At 70.2% G+C, this 21727-nt stretch carries 15 protein-coding genes; 7 read left to right on the top strand and 8 right to left on the bottom strand.

Annotated elements, in window-relative coordinates:
• The first annotated feature begins 54 nt into the window (after positions 1-54).
• A complete protein-coding gene (locus OG707_RS33875) occupies positions 55-1104 on the top strand; it encodes a lipoate--protein ligase family protein (protein ID WP_329125191.1) in 1050 nt (349 codons plus the stop codon).
• A 26-nt stretch (positions 1105-1130) separates the two neighbouring features.
• Entirely contained in the window at positions 1131-2036 is a 906-nt protein-coding gene (locus tag OG707_RS33870) for a hypothetical protein (protein ID WP_329125189.1), read from the top strand.
• Between the two features lie 4 nt (positions 2037-2040).
• Here the strand turns inward: OG707_RS33870 and OG707_RS33865 are convergent, their stop codons facing one another.
• On the bottom strand, positions 2041-2712 hold the full coding sequence (locus OG707_RS33865; RefSeq protein ID WP_329125187.1) for a response regulator transcription factor: 672 nt from the start codon (positions 2710-2712) through the stop codon (positions 2041-2043).
• The gene (locus tag OG707_RS33860; RefSeq protein WP_329125185.1) at positions 2709-3803 is read right to left on the bottom strand and encodes a sensor histidine kinase; all 1095 of its coding nucleotides are present in this window, start codon (positions 3801-3803) and stop codon (positions 2709-2711) included. The genes OG707_RS33865 and OG707_RS33860 overlap by 4 nt, the downstream gene beginning before the upstream one ends.
• Positions 3804-3995: 192 nt before the next feature.
• On the opposite strand from OG707_RS33860, the gene OG707_RS33855 reads away from it, so the two are divergent.
• Both OG707_RS33855 and OG707_RS33850 read left to right on the top strand, forming a co-directional pair.
• Positions 3996-4964 (top strand): carboxymuconolactone decarboxylase family protein, encoded by a 969-nt coding sequence (locus tag OG707_RS33855; RefSeq protein ID WP_329125184.1) that lies wholly within the window; start codon positions 3996-3998, stop codon positions 4962-4964.
• Positions 4961-5518, top strand: a complete 558-nt coding sequence (locus OG707_RS33850) for a class I SAM-dependent methyltransferase (protein WP_329125182.1) — start codon at positions 4961-4963, stop codon at positions 5516-5518. Before OG707_RS33855 ends, OG707_RS33850 begins: the two co-directional genes overlap by 4 nt.
• A gap of 19 nt (positions 5519-5537) precedes the next feature.
• Here OG707_RS33850 and OG707_RS33845 read toward each other — a convergent pair whose 3' ends face one another.
• Positions 5538-7589: a glycosyl hydrolase family 28-related protein gene (locus OG707_RS33845; protein ID WP_329125180.1), complete on the bottom strand. Its 2052-nt coding sequence runs from the start codon at positions 7587-7589 to the stop codon at positions 5538-5540.
• A 187-nt stretch (positions 7590-7776) separates the two neighbouring features.
• Here OG707_RS33845 and OG707_RS33840 point away from each other — a divergent pair, with 187 nt between their 5' ends.
• Entirely contained in the window at positions 7777-8769 is a 993-nt protein-coding gene (locus OG707_RS33840) for an alpha/beta fold hydrolase (protein ID WP_329125178.1), read from the top strand.
• On the opposite strand, the gene OG707_RS33835 is transcribed toward OG707_RS33840, so the two are convergent.
• Positions 8721-9593, bottom strand: coding sequence for a hypothetical protein (locus OG707_RS33835; protein WP_329125176.1), 873 nt, complete (start codon positions 9591-9593; stop codon positions 8721-8723). The two genes, OG707_RS33840 and OG707_RS33835, sit on opposite strands and share 49 nt — an antisense overlap.
• Positions 9594-9756: 163 nt before the next feature.
• Here OG707_RS33835 and OG707_RS33830 point away from each other — a divergent pair, with 163 nt between their 5' ends.
• Positions 9757-10713: a hypothetical protein gene (locus tag OG707_RS33830; RefSeq protein ID WP_329125174.1), complete on the top strand. Its 957-nt coding sequence runs from the start codon at positions 9757-9759 to the stop codon at positions 10711-10713.
• Positions 10714-10779: 66 nt separating this feature from the next.
• Here OG707_RS33830 and OG707_RS33825 read toward each other — a convergent pair whose 3' ends face one another.
• The 4 genes from OG707_RS33825 to OG707_RS33810 all read right to left on the bottom strand — a co-directional run bounded on the left by OG707_RS33825 (position 10780) and on the right by OG707_RS33810 (position 19937).
• Positions 10780-13851: a cellulose binding domain-containing protein gene (locus OG707_RS33825; RefSeq protein ID WP_329125172.1), complete on the bottom strand. Its 3072-nt coding sequence runs from the start codon at positions 13849-13851 to the stop codon at positions 10780-10782.
• 121 nt (positions 13852-13972) lie between these two features.
• A complete protein-coding gene (locus OG707_RS33820; protein WP_329125170.1) occupies positions 13973-16381 on the bottom strand; it encodes a glycoside hydrolase family 6 protein in 2409 nt (802 codons plus the stop codon).
• A gap of 29 nt (positions 16382-16410) precedes the next feature.
• Positions 16411-17988, bottom strand: a complete 1578-nt coding sequence (locus tag OG707_RS33815; protein ID WP_329125168.1) for a GH12 family glycosyl hydrolase domain-containing protein — start codon at positions 17986-17988, stop codon at positions 16411-16413.
• Between the two features lie 110 nt (positions 17989-18098).
• Positions 18099-19937, bottom strand: a complete 1839-nt coding sequence (locus OG707_RS33810) for an endo-1,4-beta-xylanase (RefSeq protein WP_329125166.1) — start codon at positions 19935-19937, stop codon at positions 18099-18101.
• A gap of 368 nt (positions 19938-20305) precedes the next feature.
• Between OG707_RS33810 and OG707_RS33805 the strand changes: the two genes are divergently transcribed.
• Positions 20306-21670, top strand: a complete 1365-nt coding sequence (locus OG707_RS33805) for an FAD-dependent oxidoreductase (RefSeq protein WP_329125164.1) — start codon at positions 20306-20308, stop codon at positions 21668-21670.
• The last annotated feature ends 57 nt before the right edge of the window (positions 21671-21727 follow it).

The following is a 21727-nucleotide window of genomic DNA, read 5'->3' as shown; positions in this document are numbered from 1 at the left end:
ACGGAGTCCCGGCAGCGGCCGGGTCGCGATGGTCCTACGGGTGCGGAGAAGACGATGCACGGCGAGTACAAGGTCCCGGGCGGCAAGCTGGTCGTCGTGGACGTCGACACCGAGGACGGCGTCCTGCGGAACGTCCGGGTGGCAGGGGACTTCTTCCTGGAGCCCGACGAGGCGATCCTCGCGATCAACGGCGCCCTGGAGGGCGCCCCGTCCGACACCGACGCGCCCGGCCTCGCGTCCCGCATCGAAGCGGCGCTCCCCACCGGCACGACCATGTACGGACTGACCTCCGAGGGCATCGCAATCGCCGTGCGCCGCGCGATCTCCCAGGCCACCGACTGGACCGACTACGACTGGCAGCTCATCCACGAGCCGCCGCACTCCCCCGCGCTCCACTGCGCCCTCGACGAGGTCCTGACCGCCGAGGTGGCGGCGGGCCGCCGCCCGCCGACCCTGCGCGTCTGGGAGTGGGACGTCCCGGCGGTCGTCATCGGCTCCTTCCAGTCCCTGAGCAACGAGGTCGACCCCGAGGGCGCCGACCGCCACGGCATCACGGTGGTGCGCAGGGTCAGCGGGGGCGGCGCGATGTTCATGGAGCCCGGCAACACCATCACGTACTCCCTCTCCGTACCGGAATCCCTGGTCTCCGGCCTCTCCTTCGCCGACAGCTACGCCTATCTGGACGACTGGGTGCTCGGCGCACTCGGCGACATGGGGATCCAGGCCTGGTACCAGCCGCTCAACGACATCGCCACGGAGGCGGGCAAGATCGCGGGCGCCGCGCAGAAGCGCATTGCGGGCGGGGGTGTGCTGCACCACGTGACGATGGCGTACGACATCGACGCCGACAAGATGATGGAGGTGCTGCGCATCGGCAAGGAGAAGCTCTCCGACAAGGGGACGAAGAGCGCAAAGAAGCGGGTGGATCCGCTGCGCCGCCAGACCGGGCTCCCGCGCGAGGCCGTGATCGAGAAGATGATCGAATCTTTCCGGAGCCGGTACGGTCTCACCGAAGGCAAGGTCACCGCCGAGGAGTTGGCGCGGGCGGAGGACCTCGTCCGTACGAAGTTCGCGAACGACGAGTGGACCGCGCGCGTGCCGTAAGCGGGTGACACGGGGGGCAGTACGAGATGAAGCTGAGCGTGCCGGGGCCGTCCGTGCCTCCGCTGCGGATGGAGACCGCGGACGGGCGGCGGATGGTGCTGCGCCAGGGCGGCGCCCCGGTGCTCTTCGCGGTCCAGCGCGTCACCCATCGCGGCGTGCACTACGCCCGCACCAACAGCTACACCTCTCCCCTGCCGCACCTGCGCGCCGACCTCGCACGCACCTTCCGCGAGGCCACCCCGGACGACGCCGACTGGTCCGCGCGGTGGGCGCACCACTTCGCAACCCAGCTCGGCGAGAGCATCAACGGGCCGCTGCACGAAGGAGATTGGCATCTTGTGCCGGGGATGGCGGGGTGGGCCGTCGACGGGCACTGGCCGAAGATGCTCTCGTACGATCCCGACCTCGGCCATCTCACCTGGTTCGGGTACGGCGACCCCGAAGAGGACGCCCGGGACGTCCTGCCCCTGCGCGCCCTGTCCGCGCCGGACTCCGCGCGCGTGAAGGCGTTCCGGCGCCAGTACCGCGAGGGCGTGCTGCCGCCCGTGCTGCTGTGGTGGCTGAGCGGGCTCAACTCCCTTGTGGTGCTCGACGGTCACGACCGTCTCGTCGCGGCGCTCGCCGAGGGCGGGCGGCCGTCGGTGGTGGTCCTGACCCGTGCACCCTCTGACGCCTGGGTGGAGTGGATCGCGCGTCCGCGCGTGGTCGAGTACGAGCAGCGGATCGCCCACTTCGAGCAGCGGCGCGCGGAGGGCGATCTGTTCTCAGCGGGCCGGATCGCGGGCGAGGGCCGCCGATTCGCCGACGACCTGAGCACCATCGCCACCTTCCCCGACCTCACCCGTGCCTGGCCGCTGCCGGGCGGTGCGGAGGCGTGGCTGCGGGAGGCGGCGGATCACTTCCCCGGCTGGAGCCCGGACGCGGACCGCTGAGGGGTCAGAGCGACGGGTTGCCCTGCGCCACGACCAGCCCCGACTCATAGGCGAACACGACAAGTTGGGCCCGGTCCCGCGCGCCCAGCTTCGTCATCGCCCGGCTGATGTGGGTCTTGGCGGTGAAGGGGCTGATGACCATGTGGGCGGCGATCTCCTCGTTGGTCAGGCCCCTCGCAGCCAGCGCCGTCACCTCGCACTCGCGGCGGGTGAGGGTCTCCAGGCCGGGTGCGGTCGCCCGGTCCGGCGGGCGGGCGACGAACTCGCCGATGAGGCGGCGGGTGATCGCCGGGGAGAGCAGGGCGTCGCCGCGGGACGCGACCTCGATGGCGCGGAGCAGTTCTGCGGGCTCGGTGTCCTTGAGGAGGAAGCCCGCGGCTCCGGCGCGCAGGGCCTCGAAAACGTACTCGTCGAGGCCGTAGTTGGTGAGGATCACGACATGGACGCCGGCGAGAGCCGGGTCGGCGGCGATCTCCCGGGTCGCCTCGATGCCCGTCATCACCGGCATCTGTACGTCGATGAGGGCGACATCGGGAGTCGTCGTACGGACGAGGTCCACTCCCTGCCGGCCGTCCGGCGCCTCGCCCACCACCTCGATGCCGTCCTCGGCGTCGAGGAGCGCACGGAATCCGGCGCGCATCAGGGCCTGGTCGTCGACGAGCGCCACCCGAATCATGCTGCACCCAGAGGGAGTTCGGCCCGTACGGTAAAGCCGCCGCCCGTACGCGGGCCCGCGTGCAGTGTGCCGCCGAGGGCAGTGACGCGCTCGCGCATCCCGGTCAGTCCCGTACCCGGGTCGGGCTCGTCGCTCGGCGGCCCCTGGTCCTCCACGGATACCGTCAACACGCCATCGCCGTAAGTGAGTTGGACTCCGGTCTCGGCCCGGTCCGCGTGCCGCGCCACATTCGTCAGCGCCTCCTGGATGATCCGGTACGCAGCCCGGTCGACCTCCGCGGGCAGCGGCCGCCCCGGGCCGCCCGTGACGGTGAGCTCCGCCGCGAGCCCCGCCGTGCGGGCGCGCTCGAGGAGGTCGTCGAGGCGGGCCAGGCCCGCGTCGTCCGGTACGACGTCCGTGCGCAGCACCTCCAGCGTGGCGCGCAGCTCGCGCATCGCCTCACCGCTCGCCTCCTGGATGGCGAGCAGCGCGGGCGGCACCTCCTCGCCGCGCTTGCGGGCCAGGTGGACGGCAACTCCCGCCTGCAGCTTGACGATCGAGATGGAGTGGGTGAGCGAGTCGTGGAGTTCGCGTGCGATCCGCAGCCGCTCCTCCCCCGCCCTGCGCAGTGCGGTCTCCTCCCGGGTGCGCTCCGCCTCGGCGGCGCGCTCCTCGGTCTGCTTCAGATACGCCTGCCAGTTCTTGCCCGCGACCCCGGTGAGCGCGGCACAGACGAACCAGCCCAGCAGGAGCACGACGGTCTCGGTGCCGGGGCCGGTCGCGGCGAAGCCCGCCACGAAGACCAGGCTCGCGGCGACGGCGACCGTGCGCCGCCCGCCGCTGGCCACCCCGTGCACACCGGCCAGGACGGGGAAGGCGGCGAGCGAGCCCGCGTCAGCGTGGACGACGTAGCCGAGCATGCAGGCGGTGATGACGGCGAGGGAGACAGCAGCGGCGCGGCGGTGCACGGCGAGCGCGGACACCGCGAGCACGACCAGCAGCCAGTCGAGTACACCAGGAGCCGGGCCGTCCTCGACGTACGCGGCGATCAGGACGACAGCGCCGACGGTGACGGCAACTGCCGCTTCCTTCGCCTCGGTTCGCACCTGCACGGCACCCCTCCTCGTTCCGGCGGTCACCGGCACGATAGACCGCGCCCCGCCCCGCGCGCCTCATCCCGACAGACCGCTTCCGCACTACTCCCCCGGCAGTAGTCCGCGCGCCGTCCCGCCCACCGGGCGCAGCCCCAACTGCCTCCGGCCGTACGACGACCCGGACCCGCCCTCCCGGACACCATCGTCGCCATGACATCCAACGGACCGTTCCGCTACACCAAGCCCGCCCCGCCCAAGTCCGCGACGGGCGTCGTCGCCGAGGCCTACGCGCAGATGAGCTCCGACTTCGGCATCGACAACCCGGCGACGTTCGTCGTGCTGTCCGACGCCCCGACGATCCTGACCGCCGCGTGGGCGCTGATGCGCGAGTCGCTCCTGGTGGGTGCCGCGCGTCGTACGGAGAAGGAGCTCGTCGCCGCCGGGGTCTCCCGAGCCAATCGCTGCCCGTTCTGCATCGACGCGCACACCGTGCTGCTGCACGCCACCGGCGACCACCGTCTCGCGGAGACCGTGGGCCGCGACGACGTGCCCGCCGACCCCTACCAGGCGGGGCTGCTGGCCTGGGGCAAGAACGTACGGGCGCCGAAGCCCTTCGCCCCGGAGCACACCCCCGCGTATCTCGGGACCGCGCTCGCGTTCCACTTCATCAACCGGATCGTGTCGTCGCTGGTGACGGAGAACATGCTGCCCGGCAATGTGCAGCGGTTCCGGTGTGTACGGAGCCTGGCGGGGCGCACCGTCGCGGGTGCCGTACGCCGTGAACTGCGCCCCGGTGACAGTCTCGCCCTGCTCGACGACGTCCAGGTCGCCGAGCCCTCGTGGGCGGCCGGCACCCCGGTGGGTACGGCGTACGCGGCACTGCTCACGGCTGCCTGCGCCGGTGCGGGCCTGCTCTCGGACGACGACCAGGAGCTCGTGACCAAGACGGTCGCCGCCTGGGACGGCAGTCACCCCGAGCTGAGCGGGGGCTGGCTTCCGGACCGGGCCGAGCGCCCGGGGGCCCGGCTCGCGCTGCTGGCCGCGCTGGCTCCGTACCGCATCACCGACGAGGACGTCGCCGCCTGGCGCCGTCCGGAGCACCGTGACCACTGTCTGGTCCATCTCGTCGCGTACGGCGCGATCACCGCCGTCGCCCGTATCGAGGGGCAGTCCGTATGAACACCGTCGCAGCGCTCCGGCCCGCACCCGCCGGCCGGTACCCCGCCGGGCCCGAGGGCCTCTATGAGGCGCTGTTCGCGGCGGCCTCGATCACCGGGACGGATCACGTCCTGGACTTCGGCTGCGGCGCCGGGCTGCTCACCCGCCAGGCCGCCCGGCGCGCCCCGCAGGGCCGGGTCGTCGGTCTGGACAACTCGCAGGCGCTGCTGCGCTCGGCCACCCTGCGCAGCACCCGGGACCGTCTCACGAACACCTTCTACATATGGGGGGACGCCGAGGTCCACCCCTTCCTCAAGGGCTTCTACGACGTGGCGATCAGCTGCGGAGGAGTGCCGCTCTTCGCCGACCGGACCAGGGCTTTCGGCAACATCGCCCACGGCCTGCGCCGGGGCGGCCGCCTCGCCTTCGTCTGCCCGCGGCCGCCCGCCCCGGCCTCGCCCTCCGGCCTGGACCTGGTACGGGAAACGCTGTGGAACACCGGCTTCCGGAATGTCTCCGTGACGCCCCTGCCCACGGACCCCGGGATGTGGGTGGTCGGTGCGGAGCGGTCCTGAGGGCCGCTCCGCACCGGGGTCACCAGGCGGACGGCGGCGCCGGCGGGACGACCGGCGGGCGGTCGTCGCAGGTGATGGTGTTCGGCAGTTCCCAGGGCGCCAGCCAGGGGCCTGTGGTGCCGCCCCCGTCGTTGCCGCCGAGATCGGTGAGGGCGAACTCCGAGCCGGCCGGGGTGAAGTGGAACGATCCGCAGTTGTTGACGCCGACGGCGCCCACGTTGCGGGCGTCGACGTTCTCGAACGACGCGGATCCGGCCGACCTCGCGCTGACGACGGAGGTGCCGGTGCCGTCGACCCTGATGTCCTTGAAGTGGACGCCTCTGATCGAGTAGAGGTCCTTCACCGGGAAGTCGCTGACCAGCACGATCGCGTTGTAGGTGTTGTCGAGGAAGTGGTCGCCGGCCACCTCGATGTCGGCGTCGATGTTCTTCTCCAGCGCGTAGAGCCAGATGGCGCCGAGGCCGATGTTCCAGTTCAGTTCGTACGTGCCGGAGCGGACCGTGGTGTTGTCGGTGATCGACAGCTTTCCGGTGAACGCCTCTGCGCCGAAGCGCGATCCGACGTGGAGGGCGCTGCCTTCGCGGACGGGGTCGGCAATCAGGTTGCCGGTGACGGTGTTGTCGGTGCCGCCGTAGATCGCGATGCCGTTGGCGAGGACCGGGGACTGGACGGTGTTGTGGGCGAAGGTGTTGCGGGCGTTCTCCTTCTTCTCCGACCACATGGCGAGTCCGTCGTCGCCGGTGTTGCGGACGAAGTTGTTGGAGACCGTCGAATCGGTGACCCCGGTGTGGAAGTTGAGGCCGTCTGCGATCTGGTCGGCGATGACGTTGTTCGTGACGGCCGTCTTCGTCATCGGCCCGTCGAACCACAGCCCCACCTTGGTGTGGTGGATGTAGAGCCCGTCGACGGTGGAGTCGCTCATCGCGCCGCCGACGCCGTTGACCTGGTCGGTGTCGATGCGTTCACGCACGTCGCCCTCGATGGCGAAGCCGGAGAGGTGGACGTTGTGGCTGCCGCCGGCCGAGGCGTCTTTGCCGTAGAAGCCGACACCGGTGTGCACGGATCCGTCGGGCGCCGGGGTGGAGAGGGTGATCTGGCGGCCCTTGAAGATCGTGTACCAGCTGCCGGCGCCCTCGATCGTCACGTTGTCGACGACGATGTGGCGGTTCACCTGGTAAGTGCCGGGCGGGACATAGACCTTGAGGTGCTTGCGCTGGGCGAAGGCGATGGCGCGGTCGATCGCGTCGGCCGAGTCGCGGCGGCCGGTCGGGTCGGCGCCGAAGGCCAGGACGTTCGCCGCCCTGAGGTCGATGTGCGGCAGTCCGACGCGCTGCGAGTCGAGGACGTCGATGACGGTCCAGGCGGCGCGGCTCCCGGCGGGGACGGTGAGGCGGACCGTGTCACCGGCGCGGTAGGTGCGGCCGAGGAGGAGGCGCTGCTCGTCGTAGAAGTGATTCGGGCGGAAGGGCTTGCTGATCACGGGAGTTGGGGTCGTCGCGTCGGGTACGCAGGAGCACTCGGTGATCCACCAGTCGGAGTGCAGCAGACCCGCGCCGGGGTCGTTGCTGAACGGGTACTGGTTGTAGAGCCAGGCGTACTGCGAGGTGAGCGTCATGGTGGCATTGCGCTTGCCGTTCACCGTGACGTCGAGCGGGGCGGTGATGCCTCCGCCGCCGGGGGCGTCCGGGATGCTGTAGCGCACGGTGACGGCGTTGGCGGTGCGGGGAAGCGTGAACTCGACGTACTGGCCCGGCGTGAGCTTCACCGCCTTGCGGCCGGAGGCTTCCGCGGGAAGCGTGTACGCGCTGCGGTCGGGCCCGATGACGGTGCCGTTCGTCGCCGCGTTCTCCGCCTCCTGCTCGTCGAGGCCGAGGTCGGCGCCGCGACCCGCGACGAGCGAGGGGTCGAGGGCGGCACGCGTGACGGCCGGGGCGCGGGCCGTGCCGGTGTCCGCGAGGGCGGCGCTGCTTCCGCCGAGCCCGAGGGCGGCGACGGCCGCCGTCGCGAGGACGACGGCGGCACAGGGTCTCCACAGCGATCTGGCGGTTCTGGTGCTGGTACTCCGTGACATCGACAGCTCTTTTCTCGCAGAGCGGAGGCGCGGGGGTGAGGTGACAGTAGAGTCCCCGGGCCTCGCGCCACCAGGCTCGTGCAAGGTTTTTTTGTCAGAGTGTCGCCAAATTGCATCCACAGATCCGCTTTTTGCGTACGCGTACTCCTTGCTGTACGCGGTGATCCCCGTGGACTAGAACAAGCGCATGGCTCTCCCCGCCGAAGTCGTCGCGCCCGTAAGGATCGAAGTCCGCCAGGGGCACCACCTGGCGGTACGGCGCCGTGGGGAGGGCGGCGTTCCGCTGCTGCTGGTCCACGGCTTCCCCTGCACGAGCCGCATCTGGTCGCACAACCTTCTCCCGCTGGCCGAGGCGGGGTTCGACGTCGTCGCACCGGACCTGCGCGGCTACGGCGACTCGGATTTCGCGCCCGACGGCTTCTACGACTTCAACGCCTTCAACACCGACCTGACCGGCCTGTTCGACGCGCTCGGCTGGGACCGCGCCGTCGTCGCCGGGCACGATCTGGGCGCGATGATCGCCGTCGACCTGGCCAACCGCCACCCGGGACGGGTCGACCGCCTGGTGATCCTGGACGACTCCATGCCGGACCTGCCCGAGGCGTTCGCGGCCGCGGGCATCCCGGCGGCCCGACCCCGGCCGGCTGTCCACGACTACCAGCGCCGCCAGGGGCACCACGCCGACGCCCTCATCGCTGAGCTGCGTACGCCCGAGCAACGGCGGCGCTACGTAAGCGAGTTCTACGGGCACCGCATGTGGTGCCCGCCCGACGCCTTCGGCGAGGACGAACTCGCCTTCCTGACCGAGCCGTACGCGGACGCGGCCCGGCTGCGCGCCTCCTTCGCCGACTACGAGGTCGTCATGGGCACCCGCCCGCTGTCGGCCCCGGAGATGATCGACCGTCCGGTCCGGCAGCGGGCCCTGGTGCTGATCGGCGCCGACCAGGTGACCCTGGGCGACCACGTCGAGGAGCGGTGCGCGATCGCCCTCCCGGAAGCGGTCGGCCCGTTCTGGGTCAGGGGCGCCGGGCACTTCATGCCGTGGGAGCGCCCCGAGACCGTCAACCGCGCCATCCACTCCTTCTGCGGCGATCTCCTCGCCGGCCGTACTCAGGGAGCGGTGCCCCGGGCCTACGTCATCGACGGGAGGGAACCGGCCAGCGGAGGCAGGTCGTCGTAGAGCCGGAGGTCTCCGGAGTCGTCCACGTAGGGCAGGAAGTCGCTCTGCGGGAGGACCCGGCCCGTCGCGCCGAAGATCCCCGTGCCACGCTCGCGCACCGCCCGGTCAGCGCCCGCCTTCGACACCCAGGAGGCCGGATCGGGGCCGAGGAGCTCCCGCAGTTCCGCCGAATCGGCGAGCAGCGCGGCAAGCAGCGCGGACTGGTCGCCGCCGCCCTGCCTGGGGCGCCCGTCGGGGCCCGCGAGGACTCCGTGCGCACTGAAGTAGATGTACGCCCCGCCGAGCCGCTCCCCGGAGGGCATGACCATGTCGAACTCGTCACCCGGCAGTATCGCCCGCCGGTAGTCGGGGAATTCGGTGTCGTCCACGGCCTTCAGCTGAGCGGCATCCAGCCAGGCCACCACCAGCGAGGTGCGCGAGGACCGGTCGATGTACGGGGTACCCGCGACATAGCCGGCCGGGCTGATGTGGCCCGAACAGCCGACCCCGACCCCTTGGACCCAGACCGGAACCATCGGGACCGTCGCCGGGATGCCGAGGCGGGTCAGCTTGTAACTGACCTGGCCGGGAGAGGCGTTGGAGCCCACCGCGATCACCGGGTACCGGTGGCCCGCGCCCACCTGGCCCAGCTCGCGCAGCGCCTCGTCCAGGCGCCGGCCCCGGGACACGCGCCAGTCGCCGAGCCGCTGCCGCCTCACCTCGAGCGGCAGCAACTCGTCGCCGGAGAGCAGGGCGGGCTCCACGGCCGGACGGCCCGGGTACGTGAGGGGCTGCTTGGCCGGAACGTCGTCCAGGCCCAGCGCTTTGAGGCTTCGGTCCTCCACGGCCAACACCCTTCAGGATCGGGGTCGTGCGGTAGGCACAGCCTTCCACATCGGATCCCGCTCCATTTGGCCGGCGGAGCTGTCAGCGCCTTGGAGATTGGCTGGACCGATCGCAGGGAAAGAACCCCCTCCTGCGTGCGAACGGGCTTTCAGGGGGCTGGAGTTGAGACCTTCGACGTGGCGCGTGCGGCGCCCCTCGGCGCATCCGCGCTATCGGACATCGGTTCGCTGGTGGATCGCCGGACAGTCGGTGCACGCCCTGATGTTCATGGCTCTGGGGTCGCTGTTCGTCCTGGCCGTGGCCATCGCGGTGGCCTGGACACTCACCGAGGACTCACCCCAGGGACTCGGCCGGCGGTTCGGCGACACGGTGGGCCTGCTCGACATCACCCTCGCGGCGCTGCGCGCCTGCGTCGGCACGGACAGCCTCAGCCCCGAGCCCGGCAGCCTCTCTCACGCACTGCTCGCCACGTTCGCCTCGGTGACCGGGGCGCTGGTGCCGGCGGTGCTGCTGGGAATCGTCCTGGTCAAGTTGTTCGCACTGCGCCCGTTCGTGTGGCGGCGGCGGGCCAGCATCTCACCGGGACGCACGACCGATTTCCCGGTCCTGGAGGGGCACGACCCCGAGGACGCGGTGATCGCGGTGCGCTTCTACAACCACTTCGACAACCTTTCGGTGGTCGATCTGCGGGCCCGCGCCCATCTGCGCTACTTGGAGAGCTCCCCGTACGACAACACCCAGGTCATCTACAAGAAGTGGCTCAAGGTCCTCGACGAGAAGGGCGAGCGGGCGGATGAACGGTCCTGGCTCGCGGTGGAGCGCGGCGCCCCCTTCACCGTCTGGATCCCCGTCGACGCCCCGCTCGACGCCCTGCCCGTCGCGCACATTCAGGGCAAGGATCTCTCGGCGGCCACCGGAGTGAAATTACTGGTCAGGCTGACTGCCCGGACGGTGGGCCTGGGGACCGAAGTAGCCGACGAGCACTGGTTCGACGTGTCCGCCGGCTCCGACGACTTCGAGCTCGGCCGCTTCGTACCGCTGCGCGCGGATCCGGACACCGACGTCTGGACCTGGGAGGGCTGGGCCCGATTCGACGAACTGCTGACCGAGGGCGGCTAGTGCGGGTCATCGGGTGCCGAGCTCGTTCAGGGCCAAGTTCTCCCAGGTGTCCGGCGTTCCCGGCTTCTACGGTGCGGTCCCCCAGGCCACGGTGCCGTTGACGTGGACGGTGATCTTCGGGGCATCCGCGAAGGACGTGTTGGTGCCCCGGCTGTAGTCGTCGGCCTCGCCGAAGTTCGACCAGTCGGTCTTGTTGAGCCGCATCTGGATCTCACCCGTCGAAGCCCCCGCGGCCAGACTTCCCGCGCCGGACGCGAACCCGACCTCCAGGTAGTGGTCGGCGCCGGACACCGGCGACGCCAGGGCGACGACCTTGTGCGTGATGTTCCCGCTGCCCAGCTGCGCCCAGTCGCACCACGTGCTGTACGTGGCCGCTCCCGCCTCCCCGGTGAAGTAGTAGCGGATCACCGTCTGCGCCAGAGTGAGCGCGCCCGTACCGGTGTTGACCAGCTGGAGGCCCGGTCTGATCGCGTTGTCGGACGCCGAGCTGTCGTTGTTCTTGTACTGCGCCTTCACCGTGCCGGTGGAGCCGCCGCCGCCCGCGTCGGTGGTGACCGTCACCGCGGCGGACAGCGCGGAGACGTTGCCCGCGGCGTCCTTGGCGCGCACCCGGTAGGCGTACGCGGTCGACGGGGTCAGGGCGGTGTCCGTGTACGCGGTCGAGGCGGTCGAACCCACCGCCGTGCCGTCGCGCAGGACGTCGTAGCCGGTGGCCCCGACGTCGTCCGTCGCAGCCGTCCAGGCGAGAGCCACGGTGGTGGCCGTGTGGGCGGTCGCCGCAAGGCCTGCAGGGGTTGAGGGGGCGGTGGTGTCGCCGCCCGGTGACGTACTGCCCGGGGAGTCCGCGTAGACGATGCCGCGGCCGTTCGTGCCGACGTAGACGCGGCCGTACACACGCGGATCGCCGGTGACCGCCTCGCCCATGTTTCCCCACTGGTGCAGGTCGTCGTTGACGCGGCGCCAGGTGGCCGCCGCATCGTCGGAGGCGAAGACCCCGGAGACGCCGCCGACGGTACCGGCCAGGTAGACGGCCACGTTCGTACGGCCCGGGGCGGCCTTGCCGTAACCGAGGTTCACGCCCGAGGTGACGCCCGCGAGCTTCGTGAAGCTCGCGCCGCCGTCCGTCGAGTGCCACAGTCCGCCGGTGCCCGTCAGCCAGATCTCGCCCTGCTTTCCGGGTACGGGCTTGAACCCGGCCTTGTCCGAGGGCAGTCCGCTCGCCGAGGTCCTGGCGAAGGTGGCCCCGCCGTCCGTGGACGCGTAGAACGCGCCCGCCGACCATGCGTAGAACACCGTCGCCTTCGCCCGGTCCGCACGCACCAGCGCACCCTGCGGGAGGCTGCCGACGGCGCTCCAGGAGCTGCCGGTTGTCGTCGTACGCTGCACTGCCGCGCCCTGCGGGCTCCACAGCACTGCCGAACCGTCGGCCGCCACGGCGACCGTGCCGCCGCCGGTGACACCGGCCGGTTCGCTGCTCGCCTGCCACCAGGTGGCGCCGCCGTCGCTGGAGAAGCCGGCGCGGTTGACCTGGGGGTTGTTGCTCTTGTCGACGTTGCCGACGCGCGCCATGACCGAGGGGGTGAGCTCGGCGAAGTCGATCGAGGTGGTGCTGGACAGGTTGGGCGAGGTGAACATGAGCGCGGGGACCTTGGTCAGGTCGGTGTGCCTGAACCCGCCGATGTCACCGAGCGCCGAGAGCAGGCTCGCGCTGCCACTGGGCGGGCTGACGAGGTCCAGGACGGACGTCTCCTCCAGGCCCTTCACCATGGGCTTGATGGTGAACTGCGTTCCCTTGTCCCAGTTGGTGAGGTTGGTGGAGGCGTAGATCGTCGCCCCGGTGCCGTACAGCACCCGGTTCGAGTCGAACGGGTCGATCTCCAGCGACTCCGTCATCCAGCCGAGCTTCGGAGTGACCTCCGGCGGCGCGGGGTTGGAGCCGAAGGTGAGCCACGGGACCTCGCTGATGTCCTGGGTGTAGCGGAACGTACGGGACGAGCCGCCGAAGTCCCAGATGCGGGTCCAGGTGGCGCCCGCGTCGGTCGAGCGGAAGACGATGATGTCGGGCCACCAGGACATCTGGGTGACGACCATCAGCGTGTTGGGATTCTTGCGGTCCACGGAGAGGCCCGAGTAGCCGTAGTAGGCGTCGGCGCTGGTGGAGGGGACGGGGCTGATCCGGGTCCAGGTGGTGGCCGCGATGTCGTACTTCCACACGTCGCCCTTGCCGCCGTCGTACGGGCCGCCCGTGTCCGAAGTGGCCAGGTACAGGCGGCCGTTGACGTGGTCGAGGACGCCCTTGTGGGCGATGTATCCGGTGGGGGCGCCGACCAGGGCGGCCCAGGTGGTGCCGCCGTCGGTGGAGCGGTAGACGGTGTTGTCCTTGTCGGCCACGCCCACGTAGATGTGCCGGCTCTTGACCCCCGCACTGCCGGTGGTCTTGTCGAACGTGACCCAGACGACGCCCTGGAGGTCGTTGTTGTAGCCGGAGGTGTCGCTCGGATCGGCCCTGTACGTACCGGGGTTGGGAAAGGCCGTCACCTTGGCCCAGGTGACGCCCGCGTCGGTGGAGCGCCACAGGCCGTTGCCGCTGGGCGTTCCGAGGTAGAGGACGCGGCCGTCGTTGGGGTCGACGGCGAGGCGCTCGCCCATGCCGCGGCCCGGCATGTTGCCGCCGAGCTTGAAGGGGAGCTGGGTGGCCTGCCAGGTGGCGCCGAGGTCGGCGGAGCGCAGCACGGCGCCGTTGCCCGGGTCCCAGCTGTTGGTGTACATCCCTGCGGCCGCGTAGACCTTGTCGGGGGCGGACTCGTCGATGGCCATGCTGACGACGCCGTTCCAGCCCCAGTGGTCGTTGCCGACCCAGTCGAGCAGCGGGATCCAGGAGCCGGTCGCGGTGTCCCAGCGGTAGGCGCCGCCGATGTCGGTGCGGGCGTAGAGGAGGTTCTGGCGGGTCTGGCTGAAGATGATGCCGGGGATGAAGCCGCCGCCGTAGATCTGGACGTTCTTCCAGGTGGTGGCCGCTTCGGCGGCGAGCGCGCCGGGGGCGTCCGCCGCGTAGGCGCGCGGGGAACGCGTGAGGATCGGGGTGGTGACGGTCGCGAGGGTGATCGTCGCGAGGCCGATGAAGCGTCGTCTGTCCATGACGTACGAAGTCCTTGTCGAAGCGTTTCGATGACGTACGGAAGGAAGCCCCCGGTGCGGGTGCGGCTCGCGCCGCATGGGCCCCGCACCGGGGGCAGTTGGTGCTTCAGGGCGTGCTAGCTCACGGGGCGGTGCCCCAGACCAGCGTGCCGTTCACATAGACGCCGATCTTCGGGGCGTCCGAGAAGGATGTGCCGGTGCCCCGGCTGTAGTCGTCGGCCTCGCTGAAGTTCGACCAGTCGCTCTTGTTGAACCGCAGCTGCATCTCGCCCGAGGAGGCGCCCGCCGCCAACGACCCGGAGGAGAAGGCGACTTCGAGGTAGCGATCGGCGCCTGTGGTGCTCGACCCCGAGGTGCCGACCGACTGGCTCAGCGCACCGCAGCCCATCACCGCGTAGTCGCAGTTCGTGGAGTACGTCGAGGAACCGGCCTCGCCGCTGAACCAGTAGCGGATCTTCACCGACGACAGCGCGACCGCGCCGGTGCCCGTGTTCACCAGTTGCAAGCCCGGCTTGATCTGGTTGTCGCCGGCCGCCGAGTCGTTGTTCTTGTACTGCACCTTGAGCGATCCGCCACCACCCGAACCGGCCGTGGTCGTCCCGGTCACCGGCGAGGACTGGGCGGACACATTGCCCGCCGCGTCCTTCGCCCGCACGGTGAAGCTGTAGGGAGTGGACGCCGACAGACCCGAGTTGGTGAACGTCGTGCCCGTCGAGGAACCCACCTGCGTCCCTGCCCGGAAGATGTCGTAGCCCGTCACCCCCACGTTGTCCGTCGAGGCCGTCCACGACAGCGAGACGGACGACGCGGTCGTGCCGGTCACCGTCAGACCCGCAGGCACCGAAGGCGCTGTCGTGTCACCGGTGCCGGCCGCGGTCGTCCCGCTCACCGCCGAGGTCTGCGCCGACACATTGCCGGCCGCGTCCTTGGCCCGCACCGTGAAGCTGTATGCGGTCGACGCCGACAGACCGGTGTTGGTGAACGTCGTGCCCGTAGACGAACCGACGAGCGTGCCGCCGCGGTAGATGTCGTACCCCGTCACGCCCACGTTGTCGGTCGAAGCCGTCCACGACAGCGACACGGACGACGAGGTCGTGCCGGTCACCGTCAGACCCGCCGGCACCGACGGCGCCGTCGTGTCACTGCTGCCTCCGCCGATCGGCGGGTAGGCGTTGGCCAGGAGCTGCTGGAACTGTGCGGAGAACCAGTGCCCGGCGAGCGGGGCCCCGGACATGGCGCCGGTCAGGTTGTTGCCGTTGCGCGCGTTGCCGGTGTACGTCGGGTCGCACATCCGGTCGAAGCCCTTGCCCTCGTCGTTCGCGATGGGCTCACTGTTGCCGTCCGACTCGCCCGGGGGCTTGGCCCAGACGTATGCGTCGATCCCTGCTTCCGGAGCCGCCTTCGGGCGTTCACCGACGCCCGCCCCGACCTGGTTGCACCAGTTGCCGGCATGGATACGGCGGTCGATGCGGCCACCGTTGACATAGTCGTCGACGCTCGTCAGCGGGCCGGGGGCAGTGGGCCTCGCGGCGCCGCCCCACCCGTTGCGGGCGGTGTCGATCAGCATCCCGATGTTCGCGTCGAAGCCGCCGCGGCTGATCGCCAGGGAGCGCAGCCCCTGGGCGTACGACAGCGAGTCCACGTACTGGTTCCAGTCCACCCACTTCGACTGGCGTACGGTCGTGCCGTTCACCGAGTCGGTGACCTTGAAGTTGGTCTCCTTCAGGGCCGTGTAGTTGGCCGTGTTCACGATGAAGCCCGTGACGTCGGCGACGGTCGCGCCCTCGCTCGTCGCGGCCTTCTTGAACTCGTCGACGGCCGGGGCGAGGTTGGTGTCCCAGCCGAGCCAGCCGTGGTGGCCCGCGTCGATGTAGTTGTAGACATTGGGAATCGCGCCGAGGGTGTGCAGGGCGTAGCCCACACCCTTCTCGTAGTTGCCGTTGGCCTTCATGACGCGGCACGCGTCGGTCGCACCGGCCTGCTGGTCGGCGTTGGTGACGATGTTCGGCAGCGAGTCGGGCTCGATGAGGGCGGCGATGCGCAGGCTCGCGTACTTGGAGTCGCCGAGGATCTGCGCGATCGGGTCGATGTACTCGGCCTTGTACCGGGCGAGATCCGTCGGACCGAGCTCTCCGTTGGAGGCCAGTGCCGAACAGTCGCGGCCGGGCAGGTCGTAGATGACGACCTGGAACAGCGTCGCTCCCTGGGCGAGCGCGGTGTCCAGGTGGGCGCGCAGTCCACGACCAGCGGTGGTGCCGGTGATGGCCGCGATGCGGTCCATCCAGACGAACGAGGGGGTGTTGGCGATGGCCGAACCGCCGGGCTCGGCGGCGGCCTTCGCCGACCAGTCCGGGTTCACATATCCGGTGGCGCCCACGTACGGGTTGTCCACGCGGGCCGCCGCTGCGGCGTGCGTCGCGGGCAGGGCGACGCTCAGCGTCGCGCCGAGCGCGAGGACGGGGAGGACGGCGGCCAGCTTGCGCCGGAGCCCTGCTCCACTGCCTCTTCCTGTGCTTCTTCGTATCCTCATCGCGGCTCTCGTATTCCTTTCGGGGGATATCAGGGTTCGATGCCGTACGCGAGCTGACCGTCCAGATAGACGGTGATCTTGGGCGCGTCCGCGAAGGACGCGGTGGTGGAGCGGCTGTAGTCGTCGGCCTCGCTGAAGTTCGACCAGTCGCTCTTGTTGAGGCGGAGCTGCGCCTCGCCGGTCGATGCGCCCGCCGCGAGGCTGCTGCCGGCGGTGAAGCCGACCTCCAGGTAGCGGTCGGCGCCGGGGCGGGCGCCGGACAGCGCGGTGACCTTCTGCGTCAGGCGGTTGCAGCCGATGGCGGCCCAGTCGCACCAGGTGCTGTACGACGACGAACCGCTCTCACCGGTGAACCAGTAGCGGACGGTCACGCGGGAGAGATCCACCGCCGCCGTACTGGTGTTGACGAGTTGCAGGCCCGGTTTGATCTGGCTGTCGCCTGCGGAGGAGTCGTTGTTCTTGTACTGCGCCTTCAGCGATCCGCCGCCGCCCGTGCTGCCCGGCCGGGTCGTGGCCGTGACCGGGGACGACTGCGCGGAGACGTTCCCGGCGGCGTCGTGTGCGCGCACCGTGTAGCTGTACGCGGTCGAGGCGGTGAGCCCGGAGTCCGTGAACGTGGTGCCGGAGACCGTGCCCACCTGCGTACCGCCGCGGAACACGTCGTAGCCCGTCACACCCGTGTTGTCGGTCGCGGCCGCCCACGAGAGGGAGGCGCCGGAGGGCGTCGTGCCGGTCACCGTGAGTCCGGCCGGCACGGTCGGGGCCTGGGTGTCGCCGCCGGTGGAGCGCGAACTCGCCGAGAAGGAGAAGCTGTTGGAGGCCAGGCCCTGGCCTCCCTGCCAGATCTCGAATCCGGCTTCGGCGTCGATGAGGTAGTGCGCGGGGTTGATCTGACCGCGGGCGACCGAGTCGTCGAAGAGCGCCTTGAGGTTCAGATCGGTGAACGAGGTGGCACCGTTCTGGAGGACGTAGGAGACGACCTTCCAGCCCGAGGCTCCGGGCCCCGTCCACACGTCCCAGGTCAGACCGCCGAGCGACACCGTCGCCGTGCGCGAGCCGATCGGCTGGACGCCGCCGCGGCGGTTCATCCAGACCATCACCTCGGTGCCGTCCGGCTGGTCGGCGGCAACGGGCGTGGAGTTGAACCAGATGTCCATCGCCACGTCGTACACACCGGACGCGACCTGCGTCGTCGACCACGAGGTGGTGGCCGAGCCGAGGTCCGAGACCTTGATCGGCAGTCCGCTGCCGGAGGTGCAGGTGCCCCAGTGGCAGCCCTTGAAGGTGGACGGGTACGTGGCCGGGGCGCCGTTGGTGGGGAGGTTGAAGTTGGCCGAGGTGACGGTCCAGGCGCCGGTGGTGGTGTCGATGCTCGCGCACTGCTGGGCGGTGGAGTTCCACTCGTTCTGCTGGTAGGCGTACGTGTCGTTCTGCAGTGAGGTGAAGCCCCATGGGGTGCAGTCGCTCACGGTGGCCGCGGCGGCCGGTGCCGCGCCGCCGATCAGCGCTGCTCCGGCGAGCAGCAGCGCGGCGGTCGCGCCGGCGAGTGCGCCGCGCAGCCGTCCGGCGAGCGAGAGGGGTCGGGGGGATATCCGGGGATGTGGCACAAGTCCTCCAGGGGGATGAGGGCGTGCGGGGGTAGGGGTCCGTGCTCGGAAGGGGGGTGCCGCCGCACCGGGGATGCTCCGGGTCACCGGTGCGGCGGCACGATCGGGGGCTAGGGGGCGGCGCCCCAGACGAGCGTGCCGTTCACGTAGACGCCGATCTTCGGGGCGTCCGCGAAGGACGTGTTGGTACCCCGGCTGTAGTCGTCGGCCTCGCTGAAGTTCGACCAGTCGCTCTTGGCGAACCGCAACTGCATCTCGCCCGAGGAGGCCCCGGCCGCCAACGACCCGGAGGAGAAGCCGACTTCGAGGTAATGATCGGCACCTGCCGTGGACGAGCCGGAGGAGCTGACGGACTGGCTCAGGGACCCGCAGCCGACGACCGCGTAGTCGCACCATGCCGAGTAGTTCGAGGAACCCGCCTCACCGCTGAACCAGTAACGGATCTTCACCGAAGACAGTGCGACCGCGCCGCTGCCCGTGTTCACCAGCTGCAACCCGGGCTTGATCTGGTTGTCCCCGGCCGCGGAGTCGTTGTTCTTGTACTGCACCTTGAGCGAGCCGCCACCACCTGAACCGGCGGTGGTCGCCCCCGTCACCGGCGACGACTGAGCGGACACATTGCCCGCAGCATCCTTCGCCCGCACGGTAAAGCTGTACGAAGTCGACGCCGACAGACCCGAGTTGGTGAACGACGTGCCCGTCGAGGAACCCACCTGCGTGCCACCACGGAAGATGTCGTAGCCCGTCACCCCGACGCTGTCGGTCGAAGCCGTCCACGACAGCGACACCGACGACGACGACGTGCCGGTCACCGTCAGGCCCGCAGGCACCGACGGCGCTGTCGTATCACCGCTTCCAGTGGCACCAAGTGCCGTACGCACCACGTCGAGCACCGGTTTCGGCTGGAGGTTCGCGTCCCACAGGCAGGCCAGCCCCTGGCCGGAGAAGGTGCCCGGGACCCACGAGTACTTGTCCGTGTAGTCCCAGATCGTGATCCCGACGCAGCGGGATACGCCCAGGCAGGCCTCGGTGACCCGGCGGTAGTAGTCGGACTGTGCCGCGAGCTTCGTGGCGTCGGCGGGCAGCACCATCCGTACGTCGAGCTCGGTGACGGCCACGTCCACGCCGAGGTCGGCGAAGCGCTGGAGGTTCTGCTGCATCTGCGTAGGGAAGCCGTACTGGACGGCCAGATGGGCCTGGAAGCCCACGCCGTCGATGGGCACGCCCTGCGCCTTCAGGTCCCTGACCAGGTTGTACATGGCGTCGCTCTTCGCGCCGAGACCGTCGGTGTTGTAGTCGTTGATGTAGAGCTTCGCGCCCGGGTCCGCGGCGTGGGCGGCCTGCAGCGCGTAGGCGATGTAGTCCTTGCCCATCGCGTTATAGAACGGCGAGGTCCGGTACGTCCCGTCGTCGTTGAACGGCTCGTTGACCACGTCCCAGGCCTTGATCCGGCCCTTGTAATGACCGGCCTCACCGGCGATGTGGCTCTCCATGGCCGCGCGCACCTCGCTCGCGGGAAGCGCGGAGACCCAGCCGGGCAATTGGCTGTGCCAGACCAGGGTGTGGCCGCGTACGTCCTGGCCGTGCGCCTGCGCGAAGCTGACGACCGCGTCGCCCTTGGCGAAGCTGAACTGGCCGCGCTGCGGCTCCGTGGTGTCCCACTTCATCGAGTTGCCGGGCGTGATCTGCCCGAACTCGCTGCCCAGGGTGGCGGTGTACGAGGTGTCGGTCAGCTCGGGGTTGTCGGTGGCCGAGGCGAAGTAGCGGCCCTTGGCCGCGGCCAGTTCGTTCAGCGTGGGGGACGCGGCAGCGACTGCGGTCCCGGTCGGTGCCGCCCCGGCGGCAGTGACCGGGAGCAGCACAGTGGCAGCGGTGATCAACGCGGCGGTCAGACCACGCCGAATGCTCCGGTGCCGGCTTCTGTACGGGGGTGCTGGCGCCAGCGTCATCGCTGGATCCTCTCTCCGTTACGCGTGAGCGCCGAGGCCCCTGATCCGGGTCCGACCCGGGTTCGGGACCGCCGGCCCCTCCACGCGGCTCTGGTGGGGGTGCTGCGAAACATGAAGCCTTGGGAGCGCTCCCACAGTGTTGGAAGGCCGTGAACCTGTCAAGAGGGTTGGACAGAACACCCTCTCCCCCGTGCTGACGCCAAGACCTGAAGGCGGGCGGCAGAACCCCCGCATCCATGGAACGAAGTCTCGAACGGGCCCCCCTTACCGACCCCGCCTGTCGACTTAGGCTTGCCTTAGTTTAGAGTCGGACATCAGGTGGCCCACCACACCCACCTCTCACCAGCGCCCTCGAAGGGAACCTGAACATGCCTCGCCCCCTGCGGGTAGCGATCGTCGGAGCCGGACCCGCAGGGATCTACGCCGCAGACGCGCTGCTCAAGTCGGACACCGCCGCCGCTCCCGGCGTCTCCATCGACCTCTTCGAGCGGATGCCCGCCCCGTTCGGACTGATCCGCTACGGCGTGGCACCCGACCACCCGCGGATCAAGGGCATCGTCGCCGCGCTGCACCAGGTGCTCGACAAGCCGCAGGTCCGTCTCTTCGGCAATGTCGACTACCCGAGCGACATCTCCCTCGACGACCTGCGCTCGTTCTACGACGCGGTGATCTTCTCCACGGGCGCCACGGCCGACCGCGCGCTGACGATCCCCGGCATCGACCTCGACGGCTCCTACGGCGCCGCCGACTTCGTCTCCTGGTACGACGGCCACCCCGACGTCCCGCGCACCTGGCCCCTCGACGCCGAGAAGGTCGCCGTACTCGGCGTCGGCAACGTGGCGCTCGACGTGGCCCGCATCCTCGCCAAGACCGCCGACGAGCTGCTGCCCACCGAGATCCCGGCCAACGTGTACGACGGCCTGAAGGCCAATCGCGCCCGCGAGATCCACGTCTTCGGCCGGCGCGGCCCGGCGCAGGCCAAGTTCAGCCCGATGGAGCTGCGCGAGCTGGACCACTCCCCGACCATCGAGGTCATCGTCGACCCCGAGGACATCGACTACGACGAGGGGTCGATCACCACCCGGCGCGGCAACAAGCAGGCCGACATGGTCGCCAAGACGCTGGAGAACTGGGCGATCCGCGACGTGGGCACGCGCCCGCACAAGCTGTTCCTGCACTTCTTCGAGTCCCCGGTGGAGATCCTCGGCGAGGACGGCCAGGTCACCGGCCTGCGGACCGAGCGCACCGAGCTGGACGGCACCGGCAACGTAAAGGGCACCGGCGTCTTCAAGGACTGGGACCTGGGCTCGGTCTACCGCGCGGTCGGCTACCTCTCCGACGAACTGCCGAAGCTCCCCTGGGACGCCGCCTCGGGCACCGTCCCCGACGAGGGCGGCCGGGTGATCGACGGCTCCGGCGCACACGTCGCGTCGACGTACGTGACGGGGTGGATCCGGCGCGGCCCGGTCGGCCTGATCGGCCACACCAAGGGCGACGCCAACGAGACCGTCGCCAACCTCCTGGCTGACCACTCGGAGGGCCGCCTCCGGGCCCCGGCCGCCCCGGCGCCCGAGGCCGTCGACGCCTTCCTCACCGAGCGCGAGGTCCGCTTCACCACCTGGGAGGGCTGGTACAAGCTGGACGCCGCGGAGAAGGCACTGGGCGAGCCGCAGGGCCGCGAGCGCGTCAAGCTCGTCGAGCGCGAGGACATGCTCCGCGAGAGCGGCGCGTGAAAGCTCCGATCACAAGTTGACCAACTCCCCGTAGCAGGCTGGTCCGCGCATGTTCAC

Origin of the sequence: Streptomyces sp. NBC_01465, assembly GCF_036227325.1 — a bacterium.
Lineage (GTDB): Bacteria > Actinomycetota > Actinomycetes > Streptomycetales > Streptomycetaceae > Streptomyces.
The sequence above is the reverse complement of the archived record's forward strand: the minus strand, read 5'-3'. Positions and strand labels throughout refer to the sequence as shown.

Excerpts from the sequence above, each read along its gene's own strand:
- OG707_RS33870 (WP_329125189.1), top strand. The coding sequence starts at position 1,131 with ATGAAGCTGAGCGTGCCGGGGCCGTCCGTGCCTCCGCTGCGGATGGAG.
- OG707_RS33825 (WP_329125172.1), bottom strand. The coding sequence starts at position 13,851 with ATGGACAGACGACGCTTCATCGGCCTCGCGACGATCACCCTCGCGACC.
- OG707_RS33840 (WP_329125178.1), top strand. The coding sequence starts at position 7,777 with ATGGCTCTCCCCGCCGAAGTCGTCGCGCCCGTAAGGATCGAAGTCCGC.
- OG707_RS33855 (WP_329125184.1), top strand. The coding sequence starts at position 3,996 with ATGACATCCAACGGACCGTTCCGCTACACCAAGCCCGCCCCGCCCAAG.
- OG707_RS33845 (WP_329125180.1), bottom strand. The coding sequence starts at position 7,589 with ATGTCACGGAGTACCAGCACCAGAACCGCCAGATCGCTGTGGAGACCC.
- OG707_RS33850 (WP_329125182.1), top strand. The coding sequence starts at position 4,961 with ATGAACACCGTCGCAGCGCTCCGGCCCGCACCCGCCGGCCGGTACCCC.
- OG707_RS33820 (WP_329125170.1), bottom strand. The coding sequence starts at position 16,381 with ATGAGGATACGAAGAAGCACAGGAAGAGGCAGTGGAGCAGGGCTCCGG.
- OG707_RS33875 (WP_329125191.1), top strand. The coding sequence starts at position 55 with ATGCACGGCGAGTACAAGGTCCCGGGCGGCAAGCTGGTCGTCGTGGAC.
- OG707_RS33805 (WP_329125164.1), top strand. The coding sequence starts at position 20,306 with ATGCCTCGCCCCCTGCGGGTAGCGATCGTCGGAGCCGGACCCGCAGGG.
- OG707_RS33810 (WP_329125166.1), bottom strand. The coding sequence starts at position 19,937 with ATGACGCTGGCGCCAGCACCCCCGTACAGAAGCCGGCACCGGAGCATT.
- OG707_RS33865 (WP_329125187.1), bottom strand. The coding sequence starts at position 2,712 with ATGATTCGGGTGGCGCTCGTCGACGACCAGGCCCTGATGCGCGCCGGA.